Origin of the sequence: Psychrobacter celer (genome assembly GCF_016107555.1) — a bacterium.
Lineage (GTDB): Bacteria > Pseudomonadota > Gammaproteobacteria > Pseudomonadales > Moraxellaceae > Psychrobacter > Psychrobacter celer.
The window spans coordinates 35,245-60,501 of record NZ_JABASU010000019.1 but is presented as its reverse complement, the minus strand read 5'-3'; the positions used below and the strand labels follow the sequence as shown (position 1 = coordinate 60,501).

The 25,257-nt window shown below is 47.5% G+C and carries 19 protein-coding genes; 14 read left to right on the top strand and 5 right to left on the bottom strand.

Going from position 1 to position 25,257, the window contains the following annotated elements; all coding sequences use genetic code 11:
• Nucleotides 1–277: 277 nt before the first annotated feature.
• Genes JFC05_RS09430 through JFC05_RS09420 form a run of 3 tightly spaced genes read left to right on the top strand, consistent with a single transcriptional unit; the run spans nucleotide 278 to nucleotide 1,858 of the window.
• Nucleotides 278–724 carry a P-loop NTPase family protein gene (locus JFC05_RS09430; protein WP_198336712.1) on the top strand — a complete coding sequence of 149 codons (447 nt, stop codon included), beginning with the start codon at nucleotides 278–280 and terminating at the stop codon, nucleotides 722–724.
• On the top strand, nucleotides 696–1,532 hold the full coding sequence (locus tag JFC05_RS09425; protein ID WP_198336711.1) for a hypothetical protein: 837 nt from the start codon (nucleotides 696–698) through the stop codon (nucleotides 1,530–1,532). The genes JFC05_RS09430 and JFC05_RS09425 overlap by 29 nt, the downstream gene beginning before the upstream one ends.
• Nucleotides 1,533–1,555: 23 nt before the next feature.
• The gene (locus tag JFC05_RS09420) at nucleotides 1,556–1,858 is read left to right on the top strand and encodes a hypothetical protein (RefSeq protein WP_198336710.1); all 303 of its coding nucleotides are present in this window, start codon (nucleotides 1,556–1,558) and stop codon (nucleotides 1,856–1,858) included.
• Nucleotides 1,859–1,977: 119 nt separating this feature from the next.
• On the opposite strand, the gene JFC05_RS09415 is transcribed toward JFC05_RS09420, so the two are convergent.
• Complete coding sequence (locus JFC05_RS09415) at nucleotides 1,978–2,871, bottom strand: pirin family protein (RefSeq protein WP_198336709.1); 894 nt, start codon at nucleotides 2,869–2,871, stop codon at nucleotides 1,978–1,980.
• Nucleotides 2,872–3,003: 132 nt separating this feature from the next.
• Nucleotides 3,004–3,264, bottom strand: a complete 261-nt coding sequence (locus JFC05_RS09410; RefSeq protein WP_198336708.1) for a DUF1289 domain-containing protein — start codon at nucleotides 3,262–3,264, stop codon at nucleotides 3,004–3,006.
• Between the two features lie 189 nt (nucleotides 3,265–3,453).
• Here JFC05_RS09410 and JFC05_RS09405 point away from each other — a divergent pair, with 189 nt between their 5' ends.
• The 3 genes from JFC05_RS09405 to JFC05_RS09395 all read left to right on the top strand — a co-directional run bounded on the left by JFC05_RS09405 (nucleotide 3,454) and on the right by JFC05_RS09395 (nucleotide 6,941).
• The gene (locus JFC05_RS09405) at nucleotides 3,454–4,119 is read left to right on the top strand and encodes a YqiA/YcfP family alpha/beta fold hydrolase (RefSeq protein ID WP_198336707.1); all 666 of its coding nucleotides are present in this window, start codon (nucleotides 3,454–3,456) and stop codon (nucleotides 4,117–4,119) included.
• Between the two features lie 110 nt (nucleotides 4,120–4,229).
• Complete coding sequence (parE, locus tag JFC05_RS09400; RefSeq protein ID WP_198336706.1) at nucleotides 4,230–6,116, top strand: DNA topoisomerase IV subunit B; 1,887 nt, start codon at nucleotides 4,230–4,232, stop codon at nucleotides 6,114–6,116.
• A gap of 129 nt (nucleotides 6,117–6,245) precedes the next feature.
• Nucleotides 6,246–6,941 carry a lysophospholipid acyltransferase family protein gene (locus JFC05_RS09395; RefSeq protein WP_198336705.1) on the top strand — a complete coding sequence of 232 codons (696 nt, stop codon included), beginning with the start codon at nucleotides 6,246–6,248 and terminating at the stop codon, nucleotides 6,939–6,941.
• 171 nt (nucleotides 6,942–7,112) lie between these two features.
• Here JFC05_RS09395 and budC read toward each other — a convergent pair whose 3' ends face one another.
• Nucleotides 7,113–7,895 carry a meso-2,3-butanediol dehydrogenase gene (gene budC, locus JFC05_RS09390; RefSeq protein ID WP_075102459.1) on the bottom strand — a complete coding sequence of 261 codons (783 nt, stop codon included), beginning with the start codon at nucleotides 7,893–7,895 and terminating at the stop codon, nucleotides 7,113–7,115.
• A gap of 297 nt (nucleotides 7,896–8,192) precedes the next feature.
• On the opposite strand from budC, the gene JFC05_RS09385 reads away from it, so the two are divergent.
• A complete protein-coding gene (locus tag JFC05_RS09385) occupies nucleotides 8,193–9,662 on the top strand; it encodes a hypothetical protein (protein WP_198336704.1) in 1,470 nt (489 codons plus the stop codon).
• A 135-nt stretch (nucleotides 9,663–9,797) separates the two neighbouring features.
• Here JFC05_RS09385 and JFC05_RS09380 read toward each other — a convergent pair whose 3' ends face one another.
• Nucleotides 9,798–11,516, bottom strand: coding sequence for a mechanosensitive ion channel (locus tag JFC05_RS09380; RefSeq protein WP_198336703.1), 1,719 nt, complete (start codon nucleotides 11,514–11,516; stop codon nucleotides 9,798–9,800).
• 460 nt (nucleotides 11,517–11,976) lie between these two features.
• Here JFC05_RS09380 and JFC05_RS09375 point away from each other — a divergent pair, with 460 nt between their 5' ends.
• The gene (locus tag JFC05_RS09375; protein WP_198336702.1) at nucleotides 11,977–12,708 is read left to right on the top strand and encodes a BamJ family beta-barrel-assembly machinery protein; all 732 of its coding nucleotides are present in this window, start codon (nucleotides 11,977–11,979) and stop codon (nucleotides 12,706–12,708) included.
• A gap of 258 nt (nucleotides 12,709–12,966) precedes the next feature.
• Here the strand turns inward: JFC05_RS09375 and argA are convergent, their stop codons facing one another.
• Nucleotides 12,967–14,289: an amino-acid N-acetyltransferase gene (gene argA / locus JFC05_RS09370; RefSeq protein ID WP_075102463.1), complete on the bottom strand. Its 1,323-nt coding sequence runs from the start codon at nucleotides 14,287–14,289 to the stop codon at nucleotides 12,967–12,969.
• A gap of 502 nt (nucleotides 14,290–14,791) precedes the next feature.
• On the opposite strand from argA, the gene JFC05_RS09365 reads away from it, so the two are divergent.
• From JFC05_RS09365 to JFC05_RS09340, 6 genes are all read left to right on the top strand, one after another.
• Nucleotides 14,792–15,388 carry a hypothetical protein gene (locus tag JFC05_RS09365; RefSeq protein ID WP_226941241.1) on the top strand — a complete coding sequence of 199 codons (597 nt, stop codon included), beginning with the start codon at nucleotides 14,792–14,794 and terminating at the stop codon, nucleotides 15,386–15,388.
• A gap of 425 nt (nucleotides 15,389–15,813) precedes the next feature.
• Nucleotides 15,814–18,129 carry an ATP-dependent DNA helicase RecG gene (gene recG, locus JFC05_RS09360; RefSeq protein ID WP_227697508.1) on the top strand — a complete coding sequence of 772 codons (2,316 nt, stop codon included), beginning with the start codon at nucleotides 15,814–15,816 and terminating at the stop codon, nucleotides 18,127–18,129.
• A gap of 209 nt (nucleotides 18,130–18,338) precedes the next feature.
• Nucleotides 18,339–19,640: an efflux RND transporter periplasmic adaptor subunit gene (locus JFC05_RS09355; RefSeq protein ID WP_198336701.1), complete on the top strand. Its 1,302-nt coding sequence runs from the start codon at nucleotides 18,339–18,341 to the stop codon at nucleotides 19,638–19,640.
• Entirely contained in the window at nucleotides 19,637–22,735 is a 3,099-nt protein-coding gene (locus tag JFC05_RS09350; protein ID WP_198336700.1) for an efflux RND transporter permease subunit, read from the top strand. Before JFC05_RS09355 ends, JFC05_RS09350 begins: the two co-directional genes overlap by 4 nt.
• Before the next feature lie 369 nt (nucleotides 22,736–23,104).
• Nucleotides 23,105–24,109 (top strand): DUF1852 domain-containing protein, encoded by a 1,005-nt coding sequence (locus JFC05_RS09345; RefSeq protein ID WP_198336699.1) that lies wholly within the window; start codon nucleotides 23,105–23,107, stop codon nucleotides 24,107–24,109.
• A gap of 45 nt (nucleotides 24,110–24,154) precedes the next feature.
• Nucleotides 24,155–25,183, top strand: a complete 1,029-nt coding sequence (locus tag JFC05_RS09340; RefSeq protein WP_198336698.1) for a methionine synthase — start codon at nucleotides 24,155–24,157, stop codon at nucleotides 25,181–25,183.
• The last annotated feature ends 74 nt before the right edge of the window (nucleotides 25,184–25,257 follow it).

Here is a 25,257-nt window from a genome sequence, read left to right as displayed (position 1 = left end):
GTTGCGCCAATGGTAGTGTGGCTCCGGCCATGTGAGAGTAGGTCATCGTCAGCTCTCTATTCCTAAAGCCCCCTTAACAATTAAGTTAAGGGGGCTTTTTTTTGTGGGTGTTTGAATAAACATTTAGCACTTTTCATTAATTATATTGTTTATAAGTTTTAAGCAGTGCACTTTATAGTAATTATTGCTATATTGTTGATTTCTAATATTAGTCTAACATTCTAAATAGAATATGTTTTTAATTGCTAACAAGAATCAATATTTTGAAAGGACGCCAATGTATAACAGAAAAGCAGTAAATGAGGTTTTTACTCCTAGAAAAAGTGATGTAAATGCTGAGATGTATGTTGAAAGGCCTGTACATGAAAAAAGTTTGTCTAGAGCCTTAAAGAGAGACTCTCATACTTTGATATTTGGTGAAAGTGGAAATGGAAAATCTTGGCTTTATAAAAAAGTTCTTGAAGTAGAAAACTTTAACTACGTTATTGCGAACTGTGCGAATGCATCACGGAATGGATCAATTACCAAAGAAATATGTAAAGCTATTGTTAGCCCTGGAACTATAAACAAGCTTGGCTATAGTGAAGAAAAAGCAGCAGAAGTTAATGCTTATGTTGCAAAAGGTGGTTTAAAACACACTTCAAATTATGAAATAGAAGATGATGAGCCTTTACTAAAAGCATTTAAAATCTTTAATGAATCTGATTCAAGTAAAAACAAGTAAAAAAATAATTGTTCTTGATAACTTAGAGTCTATTTTTGCGTCTTCTACTTTGATGAATGAATTAGCTGATATTGTAATTTTGTTAGATGATACTCGATATTCTGCGTGCAATATAAATTTTTTGATTGTAGGAATTCCCAACGGAGTTCTAAAGTATTTTAGTCAAACTAAAAATGTGGAGTCTGTAGCAAATAGAATAACAGAAATACAGAAAGTAGATAGCCTTGATTCTGCACAAGTAAGGGAAATAGTTAGAAAAGGTTTTAATCAGCTTCAAATAGATGTTACTGAAAGCAATATGACTCATATTTCAAGTCATGTTCATAATGTGTCTTTAGGTATTGCTCAACGTGTTCATGAGTACTGTGAAGCACTAGCATATGAAATTGAAGACAATGCTTGGTATTATGATGTTTCTCTTCTTGATTGTGCTGATCATCAATGGCTTATGCAAGGTTTAAGGCAGTGTTATCAGGCCGTAGAAAGCCATTTAAATAGTAGGACTACTACAGTTGCTAGGAGAAATCAGGTAATCTATTGCCTTGCTAAGATTAATGTCCATCAATTCGAATCATCTGACATTGACACACTTATTCGTAAAGAGTTTCCAACTACAGTTCCTGCTACTAATATGGGCATAGGTTCGATACTTTCAGATTTGTCTAGTGGATGTAGTCCTTTAATTGCAAAAAATGGTAAGGCTAATACATATACCGTAAAAGATCCAAGATATTTAATGTGTATAAAAATTATGCTCTACAAAGATCCTTCTGCTGAACAAGTAGTGCAAAAAAATTTTTCGAGATAAAATTATAAGCAGTTACACAAAGTTTGGGAAACTCCCAATCTTTTACTTATTTAGCTTCTTTTTATGCGTTGGAAGTTCTATTTACTGAATATTCTGAGCTAGCTCCATTTCGTCTTAACCTTGGAACTGCGCCAGGATCTGATATTGAATCTGAATGTGGTGAACTAGCTGCTGAGGTGTTTGCATCGGTAACCCCCACTAATAATCAAAAGCTTAGAAAAGATATAGACAAAGTACTAGAAACTGAAGCTAGATTAAAATTTGTTTTCTTTATATGTCCTAACTTTGAATTGGGTCGTCAGCCTCAGTTAGAAAGAAGCATGTAGTAGTTTGGGCTTTAAAAGGTGCACATAAGCTATAAAAATTCTCCCATAAAAAAGCCCATATTAGGAAACTAATATGGGCTTTAACATCCAGTAAAGTATCTAATAAACTAGCCTAACTACTAAGCCCCTTCACCAAATTTACCACTTTGGAAATCAGTGACCGCTTGCATAATTTCTTGCTGACTGTTCATGACAAACGGACCGTATTGTACAATCGGCTCGCGTAGTGGGCGACCCGTGATTAAGATCACTTTGGTGTCTTCTTCACTATCGGCTGTGATTGTAACACCATCGGCATCTTTATCATTTTTTAAGATAGCCATGTTCTTAGTCGGTACGGTTTCGCCTTCGATATCTACCGTACCACGATACACAAAGGCAAACGCATTGTGATCGGCTGGAATGGCTTGGCTAAAGCTCGTTCCTGCGGGTAGATGAATATCCAAATACGTCGGCTCAGTAATGTCGCGGGTGACTGCACCTTCTACGCCATGCGATCTACCTGCGATTACCGTAACGTCTACGCCATCTTCAGTTGTATATTTAGGCAAGTCCTCACTTTGAAAGTCTTTATACCAAGGGTCATTCATTTTATCTTTGGCAGGTAGATTAAGCCACAGCTGGAAGCCTTCCATCGCGCCGTCTTCTTGTTCCGGTAGCTCTGAATGAATAACACCGCTCGCCGCTGTCATCCACTGCACGCCGCCGTTTTGTAATAACCCTTCGTTACCCGCGCTATCACGATGACGCATACGCCCCGTAATCATATAAGTAATGGTTTCAAAGCCGCGATGCGGGTGATTGGGGAACCCTGCGACATAGTCGTCTGGATTGTCACTTTTAAAGTTATCTAGCATTAAATACGGATCAAGGCGCTGTTGCAGCTGCTGCGTCAGTACGCGAGTGAGTTTAACACCAGCGCCGTCTTGGGTATCGACCCCAGCAAAAAGCTGCTCGATTTGACGCGATTGGGTAACGGTGTCTTTTACGCTATTTGTTGGGCTGTTATCCATTGTGCTCTCCTACATTTTTAACGGCTACTCGTATATATTTGAGGATATAGATATATATTTCAATAGCTACTATGTAGTTTTTCTATAATTATCAAAACTATTGTAAAAAATTACTTAATTGTTTTGAGCTAATTAAAACAACTCTCCTGTCTCAGCCGCTTCATTAAAATCAAATCCTAGCTGCTCGTTTTTGCGCTGGCGCATCTGCTCGATACGCTGTCTGCGCCCATTGACCAGTCGTAATACTTCACGGTGCTGTTCTGTTGTCATATCATGCCATAGCTGACGCTCTGTACGACTACGCAGACAGCCAAAGCAATAGCCTTTTTTATTGCTTTGACAGACACCAATACAGGGATTGGCAATCTCGAACAGTTCAAACTGCTGACTCATGGCAGCTCCATTGCTATTGTCGTTAGTCCTTTTACTTATATCGTCGTATAGTCGATACTGTTATTATGGCGCAAATACTGAATAATAGTGTGCCGTTTTAGTGTTATTGTTTTGCTTGCGGCAGTGCTATGCTGGATTTTTATTATCGAGATAAAACCATCTTAACAAAACCAATAAGTGAGATGATACGTGAATATTATTTATATCCATGGCTTAGACAGTGATGCCAATTCTATAAAAGGCTCGCTATTAGAGGAGTATTGCCGCCAGTATGATCCCGATATCAAGGTGTTACGCCCCGATCTAAATAAGACGCCAGATCAAGTGTTTGACCAGATGCTGTCGTTAATCGATAGTGTGGCGAGCAAAAATTCTCACGATCAAAATACGGTCTTGGTCGGTAGCTCATTAGGCGGGTATTTTGCTACGTTGCTCAGTAACCATACCGGCTGTCCGGCGCTTTTATTAAACCCTAGTATACAGCCGCATCAGACACTGCAGCGATTTAAGCATAGCACTGAGACTGAGGATGAGAGTGCGAAGGATGAGAGTGCGAACGACGAGGCGTCTGAGGTGCTATACACCACTTTGGGTGGTTGGCGCATCACAAATGCTGATTTAAGGTGGTTTGCGTGCCATCAGCTATCGAGCCTTAACTATCCTAAAAAAGTAGTCGCGCTAATCAAAGAGGGTGATGAATTACTTAATAGCAGTCTTTCTGCCAACTTCTATAGGGAGCAAGGAGCGACGGTCAATATGCAAAAAGGCGGCGATCATCGCTTTAGTGATTTTAAAACACAATTGCCCAAAGTAATCGAGGTCATACAGCAACTGGTTAAAGGTCGCTTGGTTTAAAGAGACGACATTATCTGACGTGAGCGACTGAGTATTGACCTTAATGCCGTTATTTTTCGTTATAATGGCTGTATAGAATTTATCGTATATAAACAGTTAAGGATGCATTTGTGAGTCAATATAATGCGCAATCGTTAGAAGTTTTAGAAGGGCTGGAGCCGGTACGCCGTCGTCCTGGGATGTACACCGATACCACCCGTCCCAACCATTTGGCCCAAGAAGTCATCGATAACTCCGTCGATGAAGCGCTGGCAGGGTATGCCAAGACCATCAAAGTACAGCTGCATAGCGACGGCTCGCTATCGGTCGAAGATGATGGCCGCGGTATGCCAACCGATATCCATCCTGAGTTTGGTCAGTCAGGTATTGAGCTGATTTTGACGCGTCTACATGCAGGCGGTAAATTTTCGACCTCCAATTATGAGGTGTCGGGCGGGTTGCACGGTGTCGGTATCTCTGTGGTCAATGCACTATCAACACGCGTTGAGGTGACGGTATGGCGCGATAGTACGCAGTTTGCGATGGCGTTTGAAAATGGCGCAGCGGTGACGCCGTTGACTAAGTCTGTCAGCTCCAACAAACGCAAACGTGGTACTCGGGTGCAGTTTTGGGCCGATGGCAGTTTTTTTGATACGCCGAAATTCAATATCAAACAGCTCAAACATAACCTAAAAGCCAAGGCGGTATTGGCCGCTGGTCTGACGATTGAGTTTGTCGATGATATCAATGACGAAAAAGTCGTTTGGCAGTTTACCGACGGGGTGGTTGAGTACCTCAGTGAGCAGCTAGATGGACTTGAGACCCTGCCACCTGAGCCATTTTATTATAATCATGAGGCAAAAGATGGCGAGCGCGCGGGTATTACCTTTGCTTTATCGTGGCTGCCTGAGGGTGGTACGCCGATTCAAGAAAGCTATGTCAATTTGATTCCAACCGCGCAAGGCGGCACGCATGTCAATGGCCTACGTACTGGTATCTTAGAGGCGCTGCGCGAGTTTTGCGATATTCATAATCTACTGCCTCGCAATGTGAAGCTGACGGCAGAAGATGTGTGGGATGGGGTCAACTATATCCTATCGCTCAAGTTTTCTGAGCCGCAGTTTTCTGGTCAAACCAAAGAGCGTCTCTCGAGCCGTGAAGCTGCCGGTGCGGTGCAGACCCTCGCAAAAGATGCCTTTAGCCTATGGCTCAATCAGCATGCTGATATAGGCACTCAAATCGCCGAGCTGGCTATTAATAAAGCTGGTCGACGGCTCAAGTCTGCCAAAAAGGTCGCCCGTAAAAAAATCTCCCAAGGGCCTGCGCTACCAGGTAAGCTTGCCGATTGTCGCGGCGATCTGCGTGATGGGGCAGAGCTGTTTTTGGTTGAAGGCGACTCTGCGGGCGGCAGTGCCAAGCAAGCACGCGATCGACATTATCAAGCGATATTGCCGCTGCGTGGTAAGATTCTAAATACATGGGAAGTGTCATCCGATACCGTGTTATCAAGTCAAGAGATTCACGATATCGCCATCGCTATCGGTGTTGACCCTGCTTCAGATGATCTCTCTGAGCTGCGTTATGACAAGATATGTATCCTCGCCGATGCCGACTCTGATGGCCTACATATTGCCACGCTTATCTGTGCGCTGTTTGTCAAACACTTTCCAGCCTTAGTTGATGCTGGTCACCTGTTTGTCGCGATGCCGCCGCTGTATCGAGTTGACATTGGTAAAGAGGTACATTATGCGCTAGATGAGGGCGAGCTTGAGCATATTTTAGCGGGCGTACCGGGGAATAAAAAAGCGCAAATTACTCGTTTTAAGGGTCTCGGTGAGATGAGCGCTGAGCAGTTACGTGAGACCACCATGAACTGCGATACGCGGCGTCTGGTGCAGCTGGATATGGATGACATGATACTGACCAATGGCGTGATGGATATGCTACTGGCCAAAAAACGCGCTGCCGATCGCAAGTCGTGGTTAGAGAATAAAGGTAATTTAGCAGACATACCTTGATGTATGTCATCGCTCGCTCGCCCATGCGCCAGTGTCTGCCGAGCGCCTATGCAATAAAAGTATAAAAGATAATTTCGCCCGATAAGCTTAATGTTATGATATGGCTATCTTTAATTATATGGTGCCGTCATGACATCAATGTTATTTAATCGTGCTAAATCGGGCCGCTCTGAGTCTGCACGAGTCAAAGCATTACCAAAACTTAGCAAAAAAGATCTGGGTGATTTGGTACCAAGACGGGGCAATAAGTTTGCGCCTGTCCTTGCTTCTGCCTTACTCAAAGCAGCTGGCTGGCGTACAGTCGGCGAGGTGCCCAATATCGCACAAGCGGTGGTATTGGCACTGCCTCATACTTCAAATGTCGATGGTATTTATGCCATTCCAAGCCTATTTGCGCTGGATCTTAAGATCAGTATTTTGGGCAAACATACTTTGTTTAAAGCACCTGTCTTTGCCCAGTTGTTAAATTGGATAGGCGTGATTCCGATTGATCGGGGCAACAAAGGCTCGGTACTACAAGCGAGTATCGATAAGTTTAAAACCGGTCAGCCGCTGTTTTTGGGTTTGGCACCAGAGGGCACGCGCCAGTACACCAAAGGCTGGAAGTTGGGATTTTATTACTTGGCAATGGGTGCGGGCGTGCCTATATTGCCAGTGGCGATGGATTATAAAACCAAAGAGATACGTTTTATGTCGCCCATTTATCCGAGAGGCGATATCGATGCTGATTTGCCAAAAATTTATGCGCAGTATAAAGGGGTAGTGCCCAGACATCCTGAGCGCTTGTCGCAGCCTCTGCAAGACATCAATCGCGCGACAGATTAAGCGCTATGGGTTCTGATACGCCGCACAGGCTTTGAGGTTTTATATATAACCAGCCCCTGATATCTGATGATATCAAGGGCTGTTTTTTATGAGAAAGACAAGAAGCGCTGGCTATTAGCGAGCGAGGTAACAGTAATTATGAGGTCTGATGGTGTTTGATGGCTGGCTGGATCAAAACTGCGGCTGGCCGTTTGAGGCACTGACGCCGCCATCGACGGGTAAGTTGACCCCCGTGATCATCGCCGCGTCGTGACTGGCCAAAAAAGTAATGGCGGCGGCAATATCGTTTGGTGTCGCTAAGCGGCCGAGTGGACAGCGTGCCAAAAATTTATCGGTTTTATTGTCGTTGTTTTGAATGGCGCTGCTCATGTCAGTTTTGGTAACGCTGGGATTGACCGCATTGACCCGCACGCCATCTGGCCCATGGTCTAAGGCTAGCGTGCGGGTGAGGTTGGTCACTCCGGCTTTGGCAGCGTTATAAGCGGCCATGTTCCAGTCGCCGCCGACCCCTGAGAGCGAGGAGACATTGACGATGTTGCCCTTGGTCGCAATCAGATGCGGCATGGCGGCTTGCGAGACATAAAACGTACCATTTAGATTGACATCGATGGCAGCTCGCCAGTCTTCGGCTGACAAGTCAGTGATTTTCCCTTGCATGGCTTTGCCAGCGTTATTGACCAAGATATCAATCTGTTCAAACTTATCGACGGCGCGTTTGATCATTTCTTGTACTTGGCTTTGTATGCTGATATCACAAGTGATGGTCAGATAGTTATCGGTATGAATCCACGTACGGTCTTGTGGAAACTCTTTTGCAGTCTCTTCTAAGGTTTCAGCGGTACGACCGACCAAGACGACATTGGCACCTTCTTGGGCAAAACGAATAGCAGTCGCCCGGCCAATACCTGAGCCTGCGCCTGTGACGATGACGGTTTTTTCTTTAAAGCGTTTCATGGTATTCAATCCTTGTTATTATATGACAATCATGGGCGATGTGAGCCGAGTATCCTTGAGGTGTCAGATGTGACAGATGCTGAGAGGGTAAAAGACCATCAGCTGTATCGAGTCGCGTCTGGCTCATCTCGTCAAATCCCTAAACTATAGAAAGATGCGCATAAGCGCTGCTGTGCTGATATCATCATAACAACTCATTGCGGTGAAAGCGACTGTGTCTCATGACGCTTATGTTGTTTAATTTTTCATAATATTTAGGGCGTGTTGGGCACGCCATAATCATAAAAGGTTGAAACGGTGGCTGATTTTACTGACCTAACCGAGGATCTGGCTTGCTACCTGCAGGGCGCAGCGGCAGGCGTAAGCGTTGGCGATATGCAAGCAGTGACGCGTCAATATAACGCCTACTATGACGCGCGGCAATCCTGCTATCAGCTGCCGCTTGGGCGGTTGCAACGGCTGGATCTGACACTGTATCTACCAAGGCATAGTAGGGCGAAGACTATTAAGTCGGCGCGAACGGCGACGCTAAAGGCGGTGCTGGCATGGTATAAGACTTCTTGCGTCGCGGATAGCAATGACAATCAATATAAGCATGATCGAAGCGATAACGGGCAAAGCGATGATCAAAGCAATAATCAAAATCATGACAAGAAAAGCCGCCGCGATGTATTGATCTTTGATATCGTCTTTTTTGATGAGACAGAGATGAGCGCTGATATACCGACACTCTCACCGAAACAGCGCCTAGCAAATCGCCTGACGCATTATTTTGATACTGCTTATTTTATGGAAGATTTGGTCATCGATATGAGTGGTGAGCCGCGGCCGCTACAAATCTTTAGTCACGCTGACTGGCAGAGGTTGTCATCAACGCTACAGACGCCTTGTGAGCTATGGCGGTTTTTGCGCCATCATTTACAGCAGCTTCAGCAGTCCCTTAGCGATCAGCACGCACATTTTGAGAGGGTGGCAGATTTGGTCACTCAGTTTTTGTACAGCCCGTCTGTATTTACTCATGCCATCACCATTGATAATGCTCTTATAAAAGTGGGCGTGCAAGATGCGCCCAATGCGGCGTTGATCGCCATGACACTGGCGCACAAAAATCAAAGTGCGACAGCGCAGATGTATCAGCAGCACATGGCACAAGCTGCCACACTATGGTCACAGCTAAGCGGCCAGATGATGGCGATGTGCCGTGATGGGCGTCTGAAAAATAGTGCCCAAATGTCCTCAGAGGTTGATTTTTTATATTGGCAGCAGCAGCTACTCGACGAGTCATTGTTTTCACGTCATGAGCTGGTACGCACTTTATACCGATATCCAAAACAACCAGACAACCTAAAAAGCGCCGGTTACGTGGTACATCAGCACTCGTATGAGAGTCTGGGTCGGCATTATGTGCTGATATTTTATGGCCAAAATCAGGAAGGGCAGCATAGCAAACAAGCCATTCAGCCAAACTTGGCAAAAATTGCTCAAGATGTGGCCACGCGCTTACCGATAGCAGCGCTGCATCATGTCATTATCTTGGGGGTGGAATTTATCAATGAAGGGCAAGAAACCTTTATCGATATTGATTTGTGGATCCAACCCGTTGCGACCATGACCCAGCGTGAGCGCCAACTCACCAAGCAGTTACAACAGCTGCAACAGCAAAAAGCGCCAGTGGCAGGCACTTCTGCGGATAACGACCGTCCAGCAGAAGCCCTGCCGCAAGTTTGCTTGAACCTCACCATTCCTGCTCGTAAAAGTAATAAATAGCACTATTGATAGCGACTGATAGGTATAAAACACACATTTATGCCCACAAAAAAAGACAGCCTAAGCTGTCTTTTTTGGTTTGAGCGAGCATAAAGCCGATGAATTTATCTCAAAAATACATACTTCGAGAGCAAATTATTTATTATTGATATCGTCGTTTAGACCGCTACCTGGTAGCAAGTTGTTATTGTCGATATCTGCATCAGTGATACTACCATCGGTAACATCGTTATCGATATCAGCGGTGTCGATAGCATCGGTATCGACGCGAGTGGTATCGACGACATCAGTGTGAGTATCAGTGCTCTTCGTTGCTGCTGATGGGGTGTTTTCGCGGACAGAGTCAGCAAACTTCTCACGAGTTGATGCGCTCGGCTGTAGCGTAGACTTGGCTTTGGCTTCCTCTTGCTCCTTGTCCATTTTGTCCTGCATCTTACGTAAGAAGCGAGCAGCAGCTTCTTGACCACCAAGACCGAACGAGAGAGCAAAGGCCACGGCAACTGCGCCTAGTGTCAGACCAAAGGCTAGGTTAACGATAGAGTCAGCAATGCCCATCGCTTTTAGACCCATAGCAAGTACGAGACCCATGATCAAGACGCGCACGATGTTTGCTAAGAACTGTGAGCCTTGCTCAGAGCGCTCCACCACACCAGCGATGATGTTGGCAAGCCAAAAGCCGATGAACAGAATAATCGCGCCCAAAATAATATTGGCACCAAAGGCGATAAACATCGCAATGATGGCTGAGATTGGCTCAAAGCCTAATAAATCTGCGGCAGCGATAGCGGCAAACAGCATGGCAAAAAAGACAATGGCATAGCCGACAAGATCAGAGATTTTCTTATCACCCATCGTTTCTTGTAGGCCAACCTTGGCAGGTATCTGATTGATCTCTGTGTTTTCAATCAAACCTTTGATGATATTGGCAACCATACGCACCACATAAAACGTCACCACTAAGATAGCTGCTGCCATAAAGATGTTTGGCAACGCTTCCATGATTTTGTTTAGCATATTGGTCGCTGGGCGCGCAATTACTTCGATTTTTAAAGCGTTTAAGGCCGCGATAATCGTCGGGATAATCACCACTAAGAACGCCAAAGACCCTGCAATATTCGGCAGGCTGTTTTTTTCGCTTAAGCCAGCTTTTGAGGCCAGCTCTTGTATATTAAAGGTAGACACAAGATTGGTGACGATACCGCGCACCACTTTTGCAATGATGTAGCCGACGACAAACACCACGCCAGCAATGATAATGTTAGGGATAAAGCTAAAGATTTTATCAACCATGTTGGTCAATGGCGCAAACAAACCATCAAGCTCTAATTGACCGAGTACCATGGTCAATACCACCAATAAGATGAACCAATAAACCATATCGGCTATCGTGCTGCTCATGGGTTTTACGCCTGCTTGTGCGCTTAGGCGCTCATCCATCGAGGTTTTAGCAAGGGCGGCATTGATAGCGGTACGTGCCACAGTGGCGATGACCCAACCGATCACCCCAACAGCGATAGCGCCGATCAGATTAGGGATAAAGGCCAGCACTTGATTGACCATATTGGCAAACGGCGTCGAAATGGAGTTCAGATTCAATTGGTTCAACGCTCCAGAAATGGCGATGATAAAGATAAACCAAAATACGATTTTAGAGATGATGCCTTCTAAATCGTAGGTTTTGCCGGTTGAAGAATTCATGCGTTGGTTGAGATTCACCTTAGACAATACATTGCGAACCAAAGCCGCGATACCCAGTGCGACAAGCCAACCAATAATAAATATCAAAATAGCCCCAATGATGGAACCAATAGGCCCACCCAGATAACCGTTAAAAGACGCATACATTGGATTCATCTTATCCTCCTTTAATCATCATATAAAAGCCGCCAAACGATAGGCTAGATACTGCTATCAGCGAGCGAAACCAACATAGATGGTTATGATAAATAGTTTTTTTAAGTCAGTTATACGGCGATATTATAATTTTTAAGTGTAGAAATTCATTGAAAAAACATCGGCTTACCTTGTACCAACTGCTGTACTACCAATGTCGTATCATCCATGCTAAAGAGTTACACTCGGTTACTTATCACCTCAACTCATTCAGCTTAGCTGATGTATTAGGGGATTTAAAGATAGAAAGCTTAACGTGTTACTGTATTTGTGTGATAACTTGTTATCGTGACAGGAAATATTAACACAGACTGTACATTCGCCCGATAATTTTTTGCCAAACATGGCTCCTAAAACCAAGATTTGCTATCATAGGAACATGTGACATCTTGCCACTATTCTTACAATTTGAGAGTACTTTATGAAAAAAATCACTACCTTAAGCGTTGGTGCATTTGCTAGCGCTATGTTGTTAGTTACAGGCTGTAGCACCAATAACGGCAATCAAGAAACCGCGGCGCAAAGCATCTCAATCACTGAGCAAAGCTCGGCGAACGAAAAAGTAGGCTATAGCTTGGGTTATATGATGGCCGAAGGTAATAAAGAAGCGGTCGGTGATCTAAATCTTGATACTTTTGAGCAAGGCTTTCGCGATGGCTATGAAGGCAACGACTCAGCACTGACCCAAGAGCAGATGCAACAAGTCTTGATGGATTATCAAAAAGAGCAAGAAGAAAAGTTTGTTAAAGACATGGAAGCCAAAGCCACAGAAAACAAAGCGGCAGGCGAAGCCTTTTTAGCAGAAAACGCTAAGAAAGAAGGTGTAAAAGAAACCTCTTCTGGTCTGCAGTACAAGGTCATCAAAGCAGGTACAGGCAAATCACCAAAAGCCACCGATGTGGTCGAAGTCAATTACGAAGGTAAGCTGATCGACGGTACAGTATTTGATAGCTCATACGAGCGCGGCGAGCCAATTGAGTTCCCGCTCAACCAAGTCATCGCGGGCTGGACAGAAGGTCTGCAGCTGATGAAAGAGGGCGGCAAATACGAGTTTTATATCCCATCAGACATCGCGTATGGTGAAGCGGGTAACGCGGGTATCGAGCCAAACAGCACGCTTATCTTTACGGTTGAGCTATTAAACGTAAAGTAACGCATTAGGGGCACTCATTGCTTTTAGTGTTATGTTTGGCATTGATAGGCTGATACCTGTGCGAGATTGTCTCTAGCAGGTGTCATTTATAAGGCATTACTTATAAAGTGCCATTTGTAAAGCGACATTGATAAAGTATAGTCAGCTCGCTATAAAAAATTGTCCTATCGCTTTTTAGTATTGATAAAAAAGCCCTCATTTATAAATGAGGGCTTTTTTGGTTTGGCGCGGCAGTTGACTAAAGCCTGCCTAGATTAATTATAAGGTTTTTTGAAAGACCTTAGAGTTACGACCGTTGTTGTACTTTTCGCGGCGCGCAGCGGGCAGAGCGCTGGCATCGACTTCGGCAAAACCGTGCTCGACAAACCAATGGGCGGTGCGAGTCGTCAAGACAAAGAGCTTGTGTAGGCCATGGCTACGTGCTTGCTGCTCGATAAACGCCAGCAAATCATTGCCGCGGCTGCCGTTACGGTATTCGGCATGGACGGCGACGCAAGCGACCTCTGCTGAGTCGTCATCGAGTGGGTATAAAGCGGCGCAGCCTAAAATCATGCCATCACGCTCGATGACGCTGTAGTTGTCGATTTCTTGCTCGAGGCGCTCACGCGAGCGAGCCACCAAGATGCCTTGCTCTTCAAGTGGCGTCAAAAGCTCGAGCAGGCCGACCACGTCATCGATGTTGGCGTGGCGGATTTCTTCATAAGGGTCGTGGCTGATTAGGGTGCCAGAGCCATCACGGGTGAACAGCTCTTCGAGGAGTGCGCCGTTTTTGGCGTATGAGATGATGTGCGTGCGATGGACACCTTGACGGCAAGCCACACTGGCACAGTGTAAGAAATAATTGATCTCACAGTTTAGGTCACGGTCGCGTAAGAAGCGATCGACTTCGTTTGGAATCATCTCGCGTAGCAAGCGATCATTGTCATTGATGCCGGCTTCTTCTCCTAAGAAAATAAGCTTATCGGCACCCAAGCTCACTGCGGTGCTAAGCGCCACATCTTCGGCGAGCAAATTAAACACTTCGCCTGTCGCTGAGTAGCCCATCGAGCCCAATATCACGATATGGTCGTGGAGCAGATTGTTTTTGATGGCTTCGACGTCGATCGAGCGTACTTCGCCTGTCATTTGGTAGTCGACGCCATCACGGACGCCATAAGGCCGCGCTGTGACAAAGTTGCCAGAAATCGCATCGATACGAGAGCCGTACATGGGCGAGTTAGCCAAGCCCATCGATAGTTGCGCTTCGATCTGTAGGCGGATGGCACCGACTGCCTGTAAGATGGCAGGCATCGCTTCTCGCGGTGTGACACGAATATCTTGATGCAGGGGCGAGGTGATGGCAGCGTCTTTTAAGTTTTTTTCGATTTGTGGCCTAGATCCATGCACCAGCACCAGCTTGATACCTAAGCTATGGAGTAAGGCAAAGTCATGGATTAGAGTGCTAAAATTTGGATGGTTGACCGCTTCACCACCAAACATAATCACGAACGTTTTGCCGCGATGCGTATTGATGTAAGGGGCTGAGTTACGAAACCAATGAACATATTCAGGATTGATCTGTGGCATGGCGCTAGTAGTCATAATAGGGGCAGTTGTGGTTAGAATAAAAAAGGCGCGGCAAACAAGCCGATCGCTAAAGAATTACCATAGCAAAAAACGCCGTTATGAGCCATCTTTTATTTCAGTGGTGTTTATCATTTTCAGAGCTGATGCACTATATACACAACCGCAACACGGGGCGTATGTACACCCATAGGGTTTTTGCTATGCTAAATGCTATTGCTTTACAGATCGCGAACGAAGATAATCAAGAAAAATAAATGCCGCCTTTGGCATGCAACTATAGTAGATTCAATTGAAAAATGTTATAGCGCTACTGGTATAAATTTTCCTTGCGTGCTGTATACACAGAGGCTGCGAAAAATTCATCCCAGTAGTGCTTTGGAACTTATGACAGTTTTGTTTTGAACTGAATATATACTGCCCAATGACGGAGAGCCACGCGCGCATCAATAGATGAGCGAGCGTCATACCGATAGTGAAGCGGTAGCGCGGCGTTTTATCGATATATCAACGAGGGATAATGAACACCATGAAAAAAACCAACCACTTTGCCAGTCCATTTAGCGCATGGAGCGGACATCGCTTATTTCACGTTGTTGCTGGTACGCTTATCGGCGCAATGGTCGTCACGCAAGCCTCTGCCATGTTGCCAACGCCAGAGCAGACGGTAGACGCTTCAGCTGCGGTACAAACGAGTACTAGCAACGCCGGTAACTCAAGCGCCCAAGCAGTTACTAGTAAAATCACCGCCTCTTTGGTCAGTGTCGATGCCAATGGCGAAGAAGTGCTGGTACCAGTCAATGCCAACACCCGCCTGCAGTCAGGCAACGTGCTGGAGTATCAAGGGTACTTTACCAATACCAACGCTGACCGCGTGCGTAAGATGACCGTGACCATGACCATACCTGAGCAGGTCGAGCTGTTGCGTACAGTAGCACCTGATTTTCCATACGGCAGCGTCGATGGTAACACCTTTGCTCGCATGCCGCTGCGTACTCGCGTAGACAATCAGCTGGTCGATGTCGATCTCAAGCATTACAAAGCCGTACGCTGGGATTTGCAGGGTGTCGGTCTCAATGACACCGTGGCAGTAAAATACCGCGCACGCGTCAAGTAGCCTCGTAGCCGGCGATGATGATATGACTGCTCGTTAAGTCATGGCATCACATTATTTATATAGTCATTTTTATAGTGTATTAACTATAGATAAATGAATAAAAAGCACTGCAATGTATCAATTGTGGTGCTTTTATCGTATTAGGCATCTTTGCAGCACGTGCGCACGACACGCCCTAGTCCGTTCAAAATAAAGTGGTTCTCTGTTTAAGCACGCGACTGAATCGAAGGCACGCAGTACGCAAGTAAAGTTTATATCAGGAACGCTATGTCATTGTTAGGGGGGTCGACTGCTAGATACCGTGTTATCAAATCGCTTGGCATAATCGATGGTGTTGTCAGTTATAATAAAATCAGCCACTGATTTATAGTGTGATGATAATACTTGCTTTTGTCGATGGAAATAAAAAATTGTTAGGATCTTCGATGACCACATCCGCCAATCAGTCCCTCAGTCATTTTACCGCACCTGCACGGCCAGCAGGCGCAGTCTCGCCATTAGATATGCCAGTGACAGCGCTGGCGGGTGTTGGGACAAAGGTCGCTGCGCAGTTGGCGCAGTTGAATATCAAGCGGATATTTGATCTGCTGCTCCACCTGCCGCGTGATTATGAAGATCGTAGCCGCTTGGTGGCCATCGCTGATGTGGAGCACGGGCAAGCAGCGTTGATTACGGGACGTGTGGTGCATGTCGATACCAAACGAAATGGCATGACCGTCATTGTCGATGACGATACGGGCACGATTTCTCTGCGATTTTTTAAGGTCTATCGTGGTCTTGCTCAGACCATGAGTGTAGGTACGCGGCTGCAACTGTTTGGTGAAGTCAAAGTCAGCCGCTATGGCAAGCAGATGCACCATCCTGAATATCAGGTGCTAACTGATAGTACTGCCATCACCAATACCGGCCTGCAACCCATTTATCCTACTGTCAAAGGCCTGCATCAAAACAAATTGCGCACCTTGATTAAGCTGGCACTCCAGACGGTGCGCAGCCAAGGTCTGCCGATGACGCTATTTACGCCAGCGGATTTTGCGGTGGTGGTAGATTTGCCATTGGTGCCTTTTGCGCCAAAACCAGCAGTGACCGCAGAGATAGACTATCCAGACGATATATTTTCAACGCTTGCGCGGCGTGTGCCAGATCATACTCTAGCTCATGGTGCCGATGAGTCCAGTAACGCTGCTAGTACGGCCAATAATAATGTCTATAACTTGACGATATTTGAAGCATTGGTCCTGCTGCATACCCCGCCCACTTATACCGATGCCAGACAGCAATATCAGTTGCTGACTCAGCTCAGCGCTCGTAGCCACGCAGCGTGTCAGCGCCTTATCATTGAGGAGCTGACCGCCCATCAGTTAAGCTTGCTATATCGTCGCCAGCAGTTACATCAGTACAAAGCGCCCAAATGTGCCGCTCACAGTCCTTTGGCTGACAAGCTGTTTGCCGCGTTGCCGTTTGATTTGACCGGTGCGCAGCGGCGCGTGCTCACAGACATTATCACAGATATGGCAACGTCGATCCCTATGCTCAGACTGGTGCAGGGCGATGTGGGCGCTGGCAAGACATTGGTTGCTGCAGGCGCGGCGGGCTATGCGCTCGATAGTGGCTGGCAGGTGGCCGTCATGGCACCGACCGAGATTTTAGCAGAGCAGCATCTGTTAAATTTTAAACAGTGGTTTGAGCCATTAGGCATCGGTGTGGGCTGGCTGGCTGGCAAGCAAACCGCCAAGCAGCGCCGCGAAGCGCTAGAGGCAGTAAGTGAAAACACTGTACAAGTGGTGGTCGGTACTCATGCGCTGTTTCAGGAGCAAGTGCAATTTGCCAAATTGGGCTTGGTCATTATCGATGAGCAGCATCGTTTCGGCGTCGAGCAGCGCATGGCGCTCACTAATAAAGGCGTGGCAGGCAGTACGCCGCATCAGCTGATCATGACCGCGACTCCTATTCCGCGTACGCTGGCGATGAGTGTCTATGGTGATATGGATACCTCTATTATCGATGAGCTGCCACCGGGACGTACGCCCATCACCACCGTGACGATTGACCGTAATCGCCGTGATGAAGTGATAGAGCGTATTGCGGTGAACTGTGCTGCAGGGAGGCAGGCGTATTGGGTATGCTCGTTGGTAGAGGAGTCGAGCGTGCTTGATGCGCAAGCGGCAGAAGCGACGTTTGAGGATTTAAGTGCACGCTTAGATATTCGTATCGGGCTGGTGCATGGCAAAATGAAAGCTGCTGATAAGCAAGCCATCATGCAGGAGTTTAAAGCAGGCAATCTTGATTTATTGATTGCCACCACTGTCATCGAAGTCGGCGTCGATGTGCCCAATGCCTCGCTGATGGTCATCGAAAATGCCGAACGTCTGGGGCTATCGCAGCTGCATCAGTTGCGCGGCCGCGTTGGACGTGGCTCAACCAAGAGTTTCTGCGTTCTACTTTATCAAAAGCCTTTGTCAGAGACGGGCACTGAGCGGCTAAATGTGCTGCGAGATAGCACTGATGGTTTTGTCATTGCCCAAAAAGACCTTGAGCTGCGCGGACCAGGCGAGCTGCTGGGCAAACGACAAACAGGCAATGTCGGCTATTATTTGGCTGATTTGATTCGCGATGAGCAGTTATTTGCTATTGCGCAGCGCTTGGCCAAGCATCTAATAGCAGATCCCGCGCGTAAAGCTGACGTCAGCCAATTAATACACCGCTGGATGCCTGATGCCAGCCGTTATACCAATGCTTGAGCTGCTTGAGCTGCCTGAAGTATTTTAAACTGAGGACTTTACAGCTGAAAGCTTTAAAACAGCGAGCAATAAGAGAATAACAAAATTATGTTATTCTTAATGGTTTTATAAATTACTATACTAAAAACAGTAGGTTATGAGTAAATAGCGCAATCATCATTGCTCGCCCTGTTTTATCTTATGATGGCTTGTATTGATAGAGACTACCCATGAATGATTCTGACAAGACGCACCCAAAACCCGTAAACGAGACAGAGCTACCGCCGTACCGTCAACCCAGTACGCCCGCAACCGTTTCAGCAAAACCGCCTTTATGGCTGTGGCCGGTACTGGTGGTGGTACTGGTATTGGGTGTCTTGTTGGGGAGATATTGGGGTGCTGATAAGACGGTGGCGACGGATAATCCCACTACGCCTAACGCGTCAAGCAATAAGGTAGGGGATAAGGCGGCCAGTGACGCGCAGGCGGTGCTATCGGTTGAGACAGTAACGCCCAGCCAAGATACGATTGGCAATACCTTGAGCGCCGACGGTACGATTAGTGCCAAAGATACGGCCAATGTCAGTGCCAAAGTCAATGGCGTGGCTGTCGAGCGCGTCTTGGTGGAGGAGGGCGATCGCGTCAAAGCAGGCCAAGTGCTGGCGGTGTTTGATACCGATGCGATGGAGCAGCAGGTGTTGCAAGCCGAAGCCGACGTGGCCGAAGCCGAAGCCACCCTTGCCAATGCCAGTGCCGATGCCGCACGGGTCTTACCCTTGATAGACATCGATGCCATTAGTAGGCAAGAAGCTGATCGCTATCGCACCTCTGAGGTGCGTGCTAGAGCGTCTTTGCAGGCGGCAAAAGCGCGGCTCAACAGTCAGCGTTTGACCTTGGATAACGCTAAGGTCGTCGCGCCAGTCAGCGGCGTCATCAGTGACAAAATGGTGGAGGTCGGCATGGTCGCAGGCGGTGAACCGCTATTTACCATCATAAAAGGCGGGGTATTAGAGTGGCGCGCAGATATCGATCCAAAGCTTGTTGGGGAAGTCACTGTTGGCACGCCTGTGCGTGTCAGCCTGCCAGGAGGCGACTCTGTAATGGGGAAAGTCAGTCGCATCGCGCCGACAGCGGACAACAATCGCCAAATCACCATCTATGCTAGCCTAGCGGCCAACGCAAAAGTACGCGCTGGCATGTATCAAACAGGCGAGTTTTTATTGGGTAGCAGCAACACCCAAACCATTCCTAACAGTGCAGTGGTCAGCAATGATGGCTATGACTATGTGATGATGGTCACACAAATCCGCACCGACCACGCAGCGCAAAAAACGGGCCGTATCAAGCAGCAGCGTGTGAGTTTGGGTGAGCGTCTCGGCGATAGTGTGGCGGTCACAGAGCCATTGCCGAGCGACAGTCAAATCGTCAAGCAAGGCGGTAGTTTTTTAAACGATGGCGACTTGGTGCGCATCGTCGATGGTCTGAATCAATCCAATAATAATGCTGATACAGCTTCGCAGGCGCGCTCATGAGCCTAAATGTATCTGCTTACTCGATTAAAAATCCGTTGGTCGCTATTTTGCTGTTTGTACTGCTGACGTTGGGCGGTATCTATGGCTTTATGCAAATGAAGGTGCAGCAGTTCCCTGACATTGATTTGCCTGCCGTGGTGGTGACCGTCACCCTGCCTGGCGCGGCACCTACCCAGCTCGAAAACGACATTGCCAAAAAAGTCGAAAATAAACTGACCAGTATCGAAGGTGTCAAGCATATTCGCACCACCCTACAAACCGGCGCTGCCACCATGGTCACTGAGTTTGTCCTAGAAAAAGACATCCAAGAAGCGGTCGATGATGTACGCTCAGCCGTCGGTGAGGTGCGAGGGGATCTGCCAGCCGCGGCCAATGATCCGATTATCACTAAGGTCTCAACCGCAGGGTTTCCGGTGGTGACTTATTCTGTCGCTGCAGAAAACATGAATGTGGCAGATCTGTCTTGGTTCGTTGATGATACGGTCACCAAGCGGTTATCTGATATCCCTGGTGTCAGTACCGTTAGCCGTATCGGTGGCCTGCAGCGTGAGATCACCGTGGCAGCGGACCCGATTGCGCTCAGTGGTTTAAAGTTTCCTATCTCTCAGCTATCGCAGCAAATCGCTGGGATTCAGCAGGACAGCTCAGGCGGTGAAGCCGAGGTCGGTAAAACCACGCAAACCATTCGCGTGCTTGGGGCGGTCGAGCGCGCAAGCGACTTAAACGACCTACAAGTGGCCGTGCCGACAGGTGGCACGCAAGCGCTTGGACGTATGGCGCAAATCACCGATGGTGCTGCTGACCCAAGTTCGATTGCTAAGCTTGATGGGCAGACGGTGGTGGCGTTTAACATCACCCGCTCGCGCGGTGCCAGTGAGGTCGAGGTCATGGAGCGCGTCGATGCCGAGCTTGCCAAACTGGCGGCTGATACGGGTAATATCAGTATCGAAAAAGTCTATGATCGAGCCACCCCTATCGCCGAGGATTATCAAGCATCACTGCGTATGCTGATAGAAGGCGGACTATTGGCCGTCGTGGTGGTGTTTTTATTTTTGCGCAATATCCGTGCGACCATTGTCGCAGCTGTGGCGTTGCCATTGTCCGTTATTCCTACCTTTTTGGGTATGTATCTGTTTGGCTTTAGTCTCAATATTATTTCCTTATTGGCATTGTCATTGGTGATTGGGGTGTTGGTCGATGATGCCATCGTAGAGGTCGAAAACATCATTCGTCATCTGCGTATGGGCAAGACGCCTTATGAGGCGGCGATGGAAGCGGCTGATGAGATTGGTCTGGCAGTCGTTGCTACTACCTTTACCTTGATTGCTGTGTTTTTGCCGACGGCCTTTATGGGCGGTATTGTTGGGCAGTTCTTCCGTCAGTTTGGCTGGACAGCGGCTTTGTCGATATTTGCGTCCTTGATGGTAGCGCGACTGATCACGCCGATGATGGCAGCTTACGTACTGCGGCCAGAAAAAAAGCGCGTGGAAAAACAAAGCGCGCTGATGGATTGGTATCTTAAGATTGTTTCATGGACCTTACGACAACGCTGGATCACCATCGGCGCAACTTTGGTGCTGTTTGTCGCTTCATTGATGCTAGTGAAGTTGCTACCGACCTCCTTTATTCCTGACAATGATATCGATCAGACGCGCGTTGAGATTGAGCTGACGCCAGATGTGGCGCTCGAAGATACCGAGCGCGTGGCAGCGATGGCCAGTGAGCGTATATTGGCCATGCCCGAAGTGACCAATATCTTTACCTCGGTAGGGGAGGCGCAAGCTGCTATGGAGCCCAGCTCTGGCGGCAAAGCCGAAAATATCGCAGGGCTAGATATTGTCCTTGCGCCGCGAGCAGAGCGTATCTCTAAGCAAGAGATTGAGCGCAAAATCAGTCATCTGCTCGCGGAGGTACCTGGCGCACGCTTTACCGTTGGTCTATCGAGCGGCGGCGAGACGGGCTATAACTTTTCTTTGACCAGTACCAATCCAGAGGTGCTAGAGCAGACCGCCCAGCAGATTATGACTGAAATCCGAGCGCTGCCCAGCGCCGGCGCAGTGACCAGTGACCGTAGCCTGCCGAGGCAAGAGCTTACGGTCATGCCTGACAGACTGGCGATGGCAGATAAAGGCGTCACCACGCAAGATATCGCCACCACGCTACGAGTGGCGACGGTCGGCGACTATGAGCAGCGCTTATCTAAGCTTAATCTCGATACTCGGCAGATTCCTATTGTGGTGCGACTGCCTGATGTCGCCAAACAAAACGTCGGCCAATTAGAAGGCTTATACGTGCCAAGCGCGCTGCCTGCAGGACAAGGGGTACGCGTGGGCGAGGTGGCCGATCTAAACTTTGGGACAGGCCCGGCCCAGATCAACCGGCTCGATCGTGAGCGCGCCATTAGTATTACTGTGCAGCCTTCTGATGGCGAGCTTGGCGACTTGGTGCAGGCGGTCAAGTCGGTACCAGCGATGCAGACGCTGCCGCCATCGATTACCATCATTGACCAAGGTCAGGCAGAAAACATGGCAGAGCTGTTTAGTGGTTTTGTCATTGCCATGTCGGTCGGTGTGGTCTGTATTTTGGGCGTGCTGATCTTATTATTCGGCCGTATATTGCAGCCCTTTACTATCCTGATGGCGTTGCCGCTTTCGATTGGCGGTGCGTTTGTCGGCTTGGTCATTACCAATAGTAGCCTGTCGATGCCATCGATGATTGGCTTTATTATGCTCATGGGTATTGCCACCAAAAACTCTATCTTATTGGTGGATTATGCCTTGATCGCTCAGCGCCGTGGCTTGGCTCGTTTTGATGCCATCATTGATGCTTGTCGCAAGCGTGCGCGCCCAATTATCATGACGACCATCGCCATGGGCGCAGGGATGCTGCCTTTGGTATTTGGGTGGGGCGATGCCGATCCGACGTTCCGTCGCCCGATGGCCGCAGCTGTGCTGGGCGGCCTTGTCACCTCGACACTACTGAGCTTGGTAGTGATTCCGGTGGTATATACATTGATGGATGATCTATCGGGATGGTTTGCCAAATGGTTGACGCCGAGTGGCAAGCCGCAGTCGAGCACTGATAAGCACACTTAAATAAGGATTTTTTCGGGCTTACTTGGCTAAGTTTAGTCGTTCTAAGTGCCTATTGTTACCAATAACGCGGCAAAAAAGAGTTCTGCCCTCCACTCGAGCATCGCTCTCGCATTGCGAACGGGCAAAGCAGTGTCTTTTGTGAAGGTTTGACACGCCCTAGAGGTGAGCAAGACAATTGAGCTGAGGGTGCCAGTGATTGACCTCTCATAGCCGCTCACTTAACCTGCATAGATGAATTAAATTCATCTTATCTTTAAATAACATCGTTTTTACTCATGTGAGGTTCAAGGTATGATTCATCCCATACACAAATTAGCTTTTATCTGAGGCCTCGAGACGAGAGCTATCAGAGTAGTAAAGGGAACTATCATGACTCAGCCATTTACCTATACCATATCTAGCATACGTTTTGATGAATACTACGAGCCTGCCGATAGCACACGCCTAACGACCAACTTTGCCAACTTGGCGCGCGGCGTAAACCGTCAAAATAACCTTTGTAAGACACTGACAATGATAAACAATCGCTTTAATGATCTCGCGCATTGGGATAATCCTACTGCCGATCGTTATTCGGTCGAAGTGGATATCATCTCAGCAGACTTAGACGTGGCAGGCGACGGTCATACTTTCCCCAGTATCGAGATGCTACAAACCACGATTGTCGATCACAAGGATAACTCCCGTATCAGCGGTATGGTCGGCAATAGCTTCTCATCCTACGTGCGCGATTATGACTTTAGTATTGTGCTACCAGAGCATTTCGAACAAAACCCAGGCACACCGCCCGCAGACAGCTTTGGTGTGCTGCATGGTAAGCTGTTTCAGCATTTATTGCGTTCAGAGGCTTACCAATCTCAGTTTGATAAGCAGCCGGTGATTTGCTTGAGTGTGTCCAGTAAGAGAACCTATGTGCGTACGGGCAACCAGCATCCGGTATTAGGGGTGGAGTACCAGCAGGATGAGTATTCGTTAACCGATGATTATTTCCATAAAATGGGTCTTACGGTGCGCTACTTTATGCCGACAGGAAGCGTAGCGCCATTCGCATTTTATTTCGCCGGTGATTTGCTCAGCGACTATAGTGATCTTGAGCTGATTAGCGCGATTGCGACGATGGAGACGTTCCAGAAGATTTATCGCCCTGAGATTTATAATGCCAACTCCAGAGCAGGCGCGGTCTATCAGCCCAGTCTCAATTACCAAGACTACTCAAAGACGCAAGTGGTGTATGACCGTGAGGAGCGCAGCCAGCTGGCAGTGAAGCAAGGCAAGTTCACCGAAGAGACATTTATTACGCCTTATCAAGATATTCTAGAGGAGTGGGCAGCAGGCTTTGCGGTAGACAAAAGCGCTGATGAACAAGTGGCTTAATAGAGCTTTAGATATTAAATATTACTATACAAAAGATGAGACAACATGGATATATTATTACCGACCTCAACCGCTGGCAGCTTGCCAAAGCCTTCTTGGCTGGCCGAACCTGAGAAAATTTGGTCGCCGTGGCAACTTGACGGTGAAGAATTGCTTCAGGCAAAACAGGATGCGCTGCTAGTATCGCTACAAGAGCAAGTGCAAGCAGGCGTCGATATCGTCAGTGATGGCGAGCAAACCCGCCAGCATTTTGTGACTACATTTATCGAACACTTAGACGGCGTCGATTTTGAAAACCGTAAAACCGTTAAAATTCGTGATCGCTATGAAGCAAGCGTGCCATCAGTCGTGGGTGCGGTGAGCCGTCAAAAATCTGTGTTTGTAGAAGATGCCAAGTTTTTACGTAAGCATACTGACAAGCCGATCAAATGGGCGCTGCCCGGCCCGATGACCATGATCGATACGCTGTATGATGGTCACTACAAGAGCCGTGAAAAACTGGCATGGGAGTTTGCTAAAATTCTCAATCAAGAGGCCCGCGAGTTAGAAGCAGCAGGCGTGGATATTATCCAATTCGATGAGCCGGCGTTTAACGTCTTTTTTGATGACGTCAATGATTGGGGCATTGCGACACTAGAGCGTGCTATAGAGGGACTTCAATGTGAAACAGCGGTGCATATCTGCTACGGTTACGGCATCAAAGCCAATAACGACTGGAAAAAAACGCTGGGATCAGAGTGGCGTCAGTATGAGCAAGCGTTTCCTAAATTGCAGCAGTCAAAGATCGATATCGTCTCATTAGAATGTCAAAATTCGCGCGTACCGGTGGATTTGATTGAACTGATTCGCGGTAAAAAAGTGATGGTTGGTGCAATCGATGTCGCCACTAATGATATTGAAACTCCTGAGGAGGTAGCCGATACGCTACGCAAGGCCTTACAGTTTGTCGATGCGGACAAGCTGTATCCCTCGACCAACTGCGGTATGGCGCCGTTGTCTCGTGAGGTGGCACGCGGCAAGCTACATGCGCTGAGCGCTGGTGCGGCAATCGTGCGGCAAGAGCTGAGCGTTTAGCAAAACTTAACAAGTTTTGGCTTGTTTAAGCTTATGAGTGGCCTCAGTTAACAAGGTACTTATAGATTTAACGT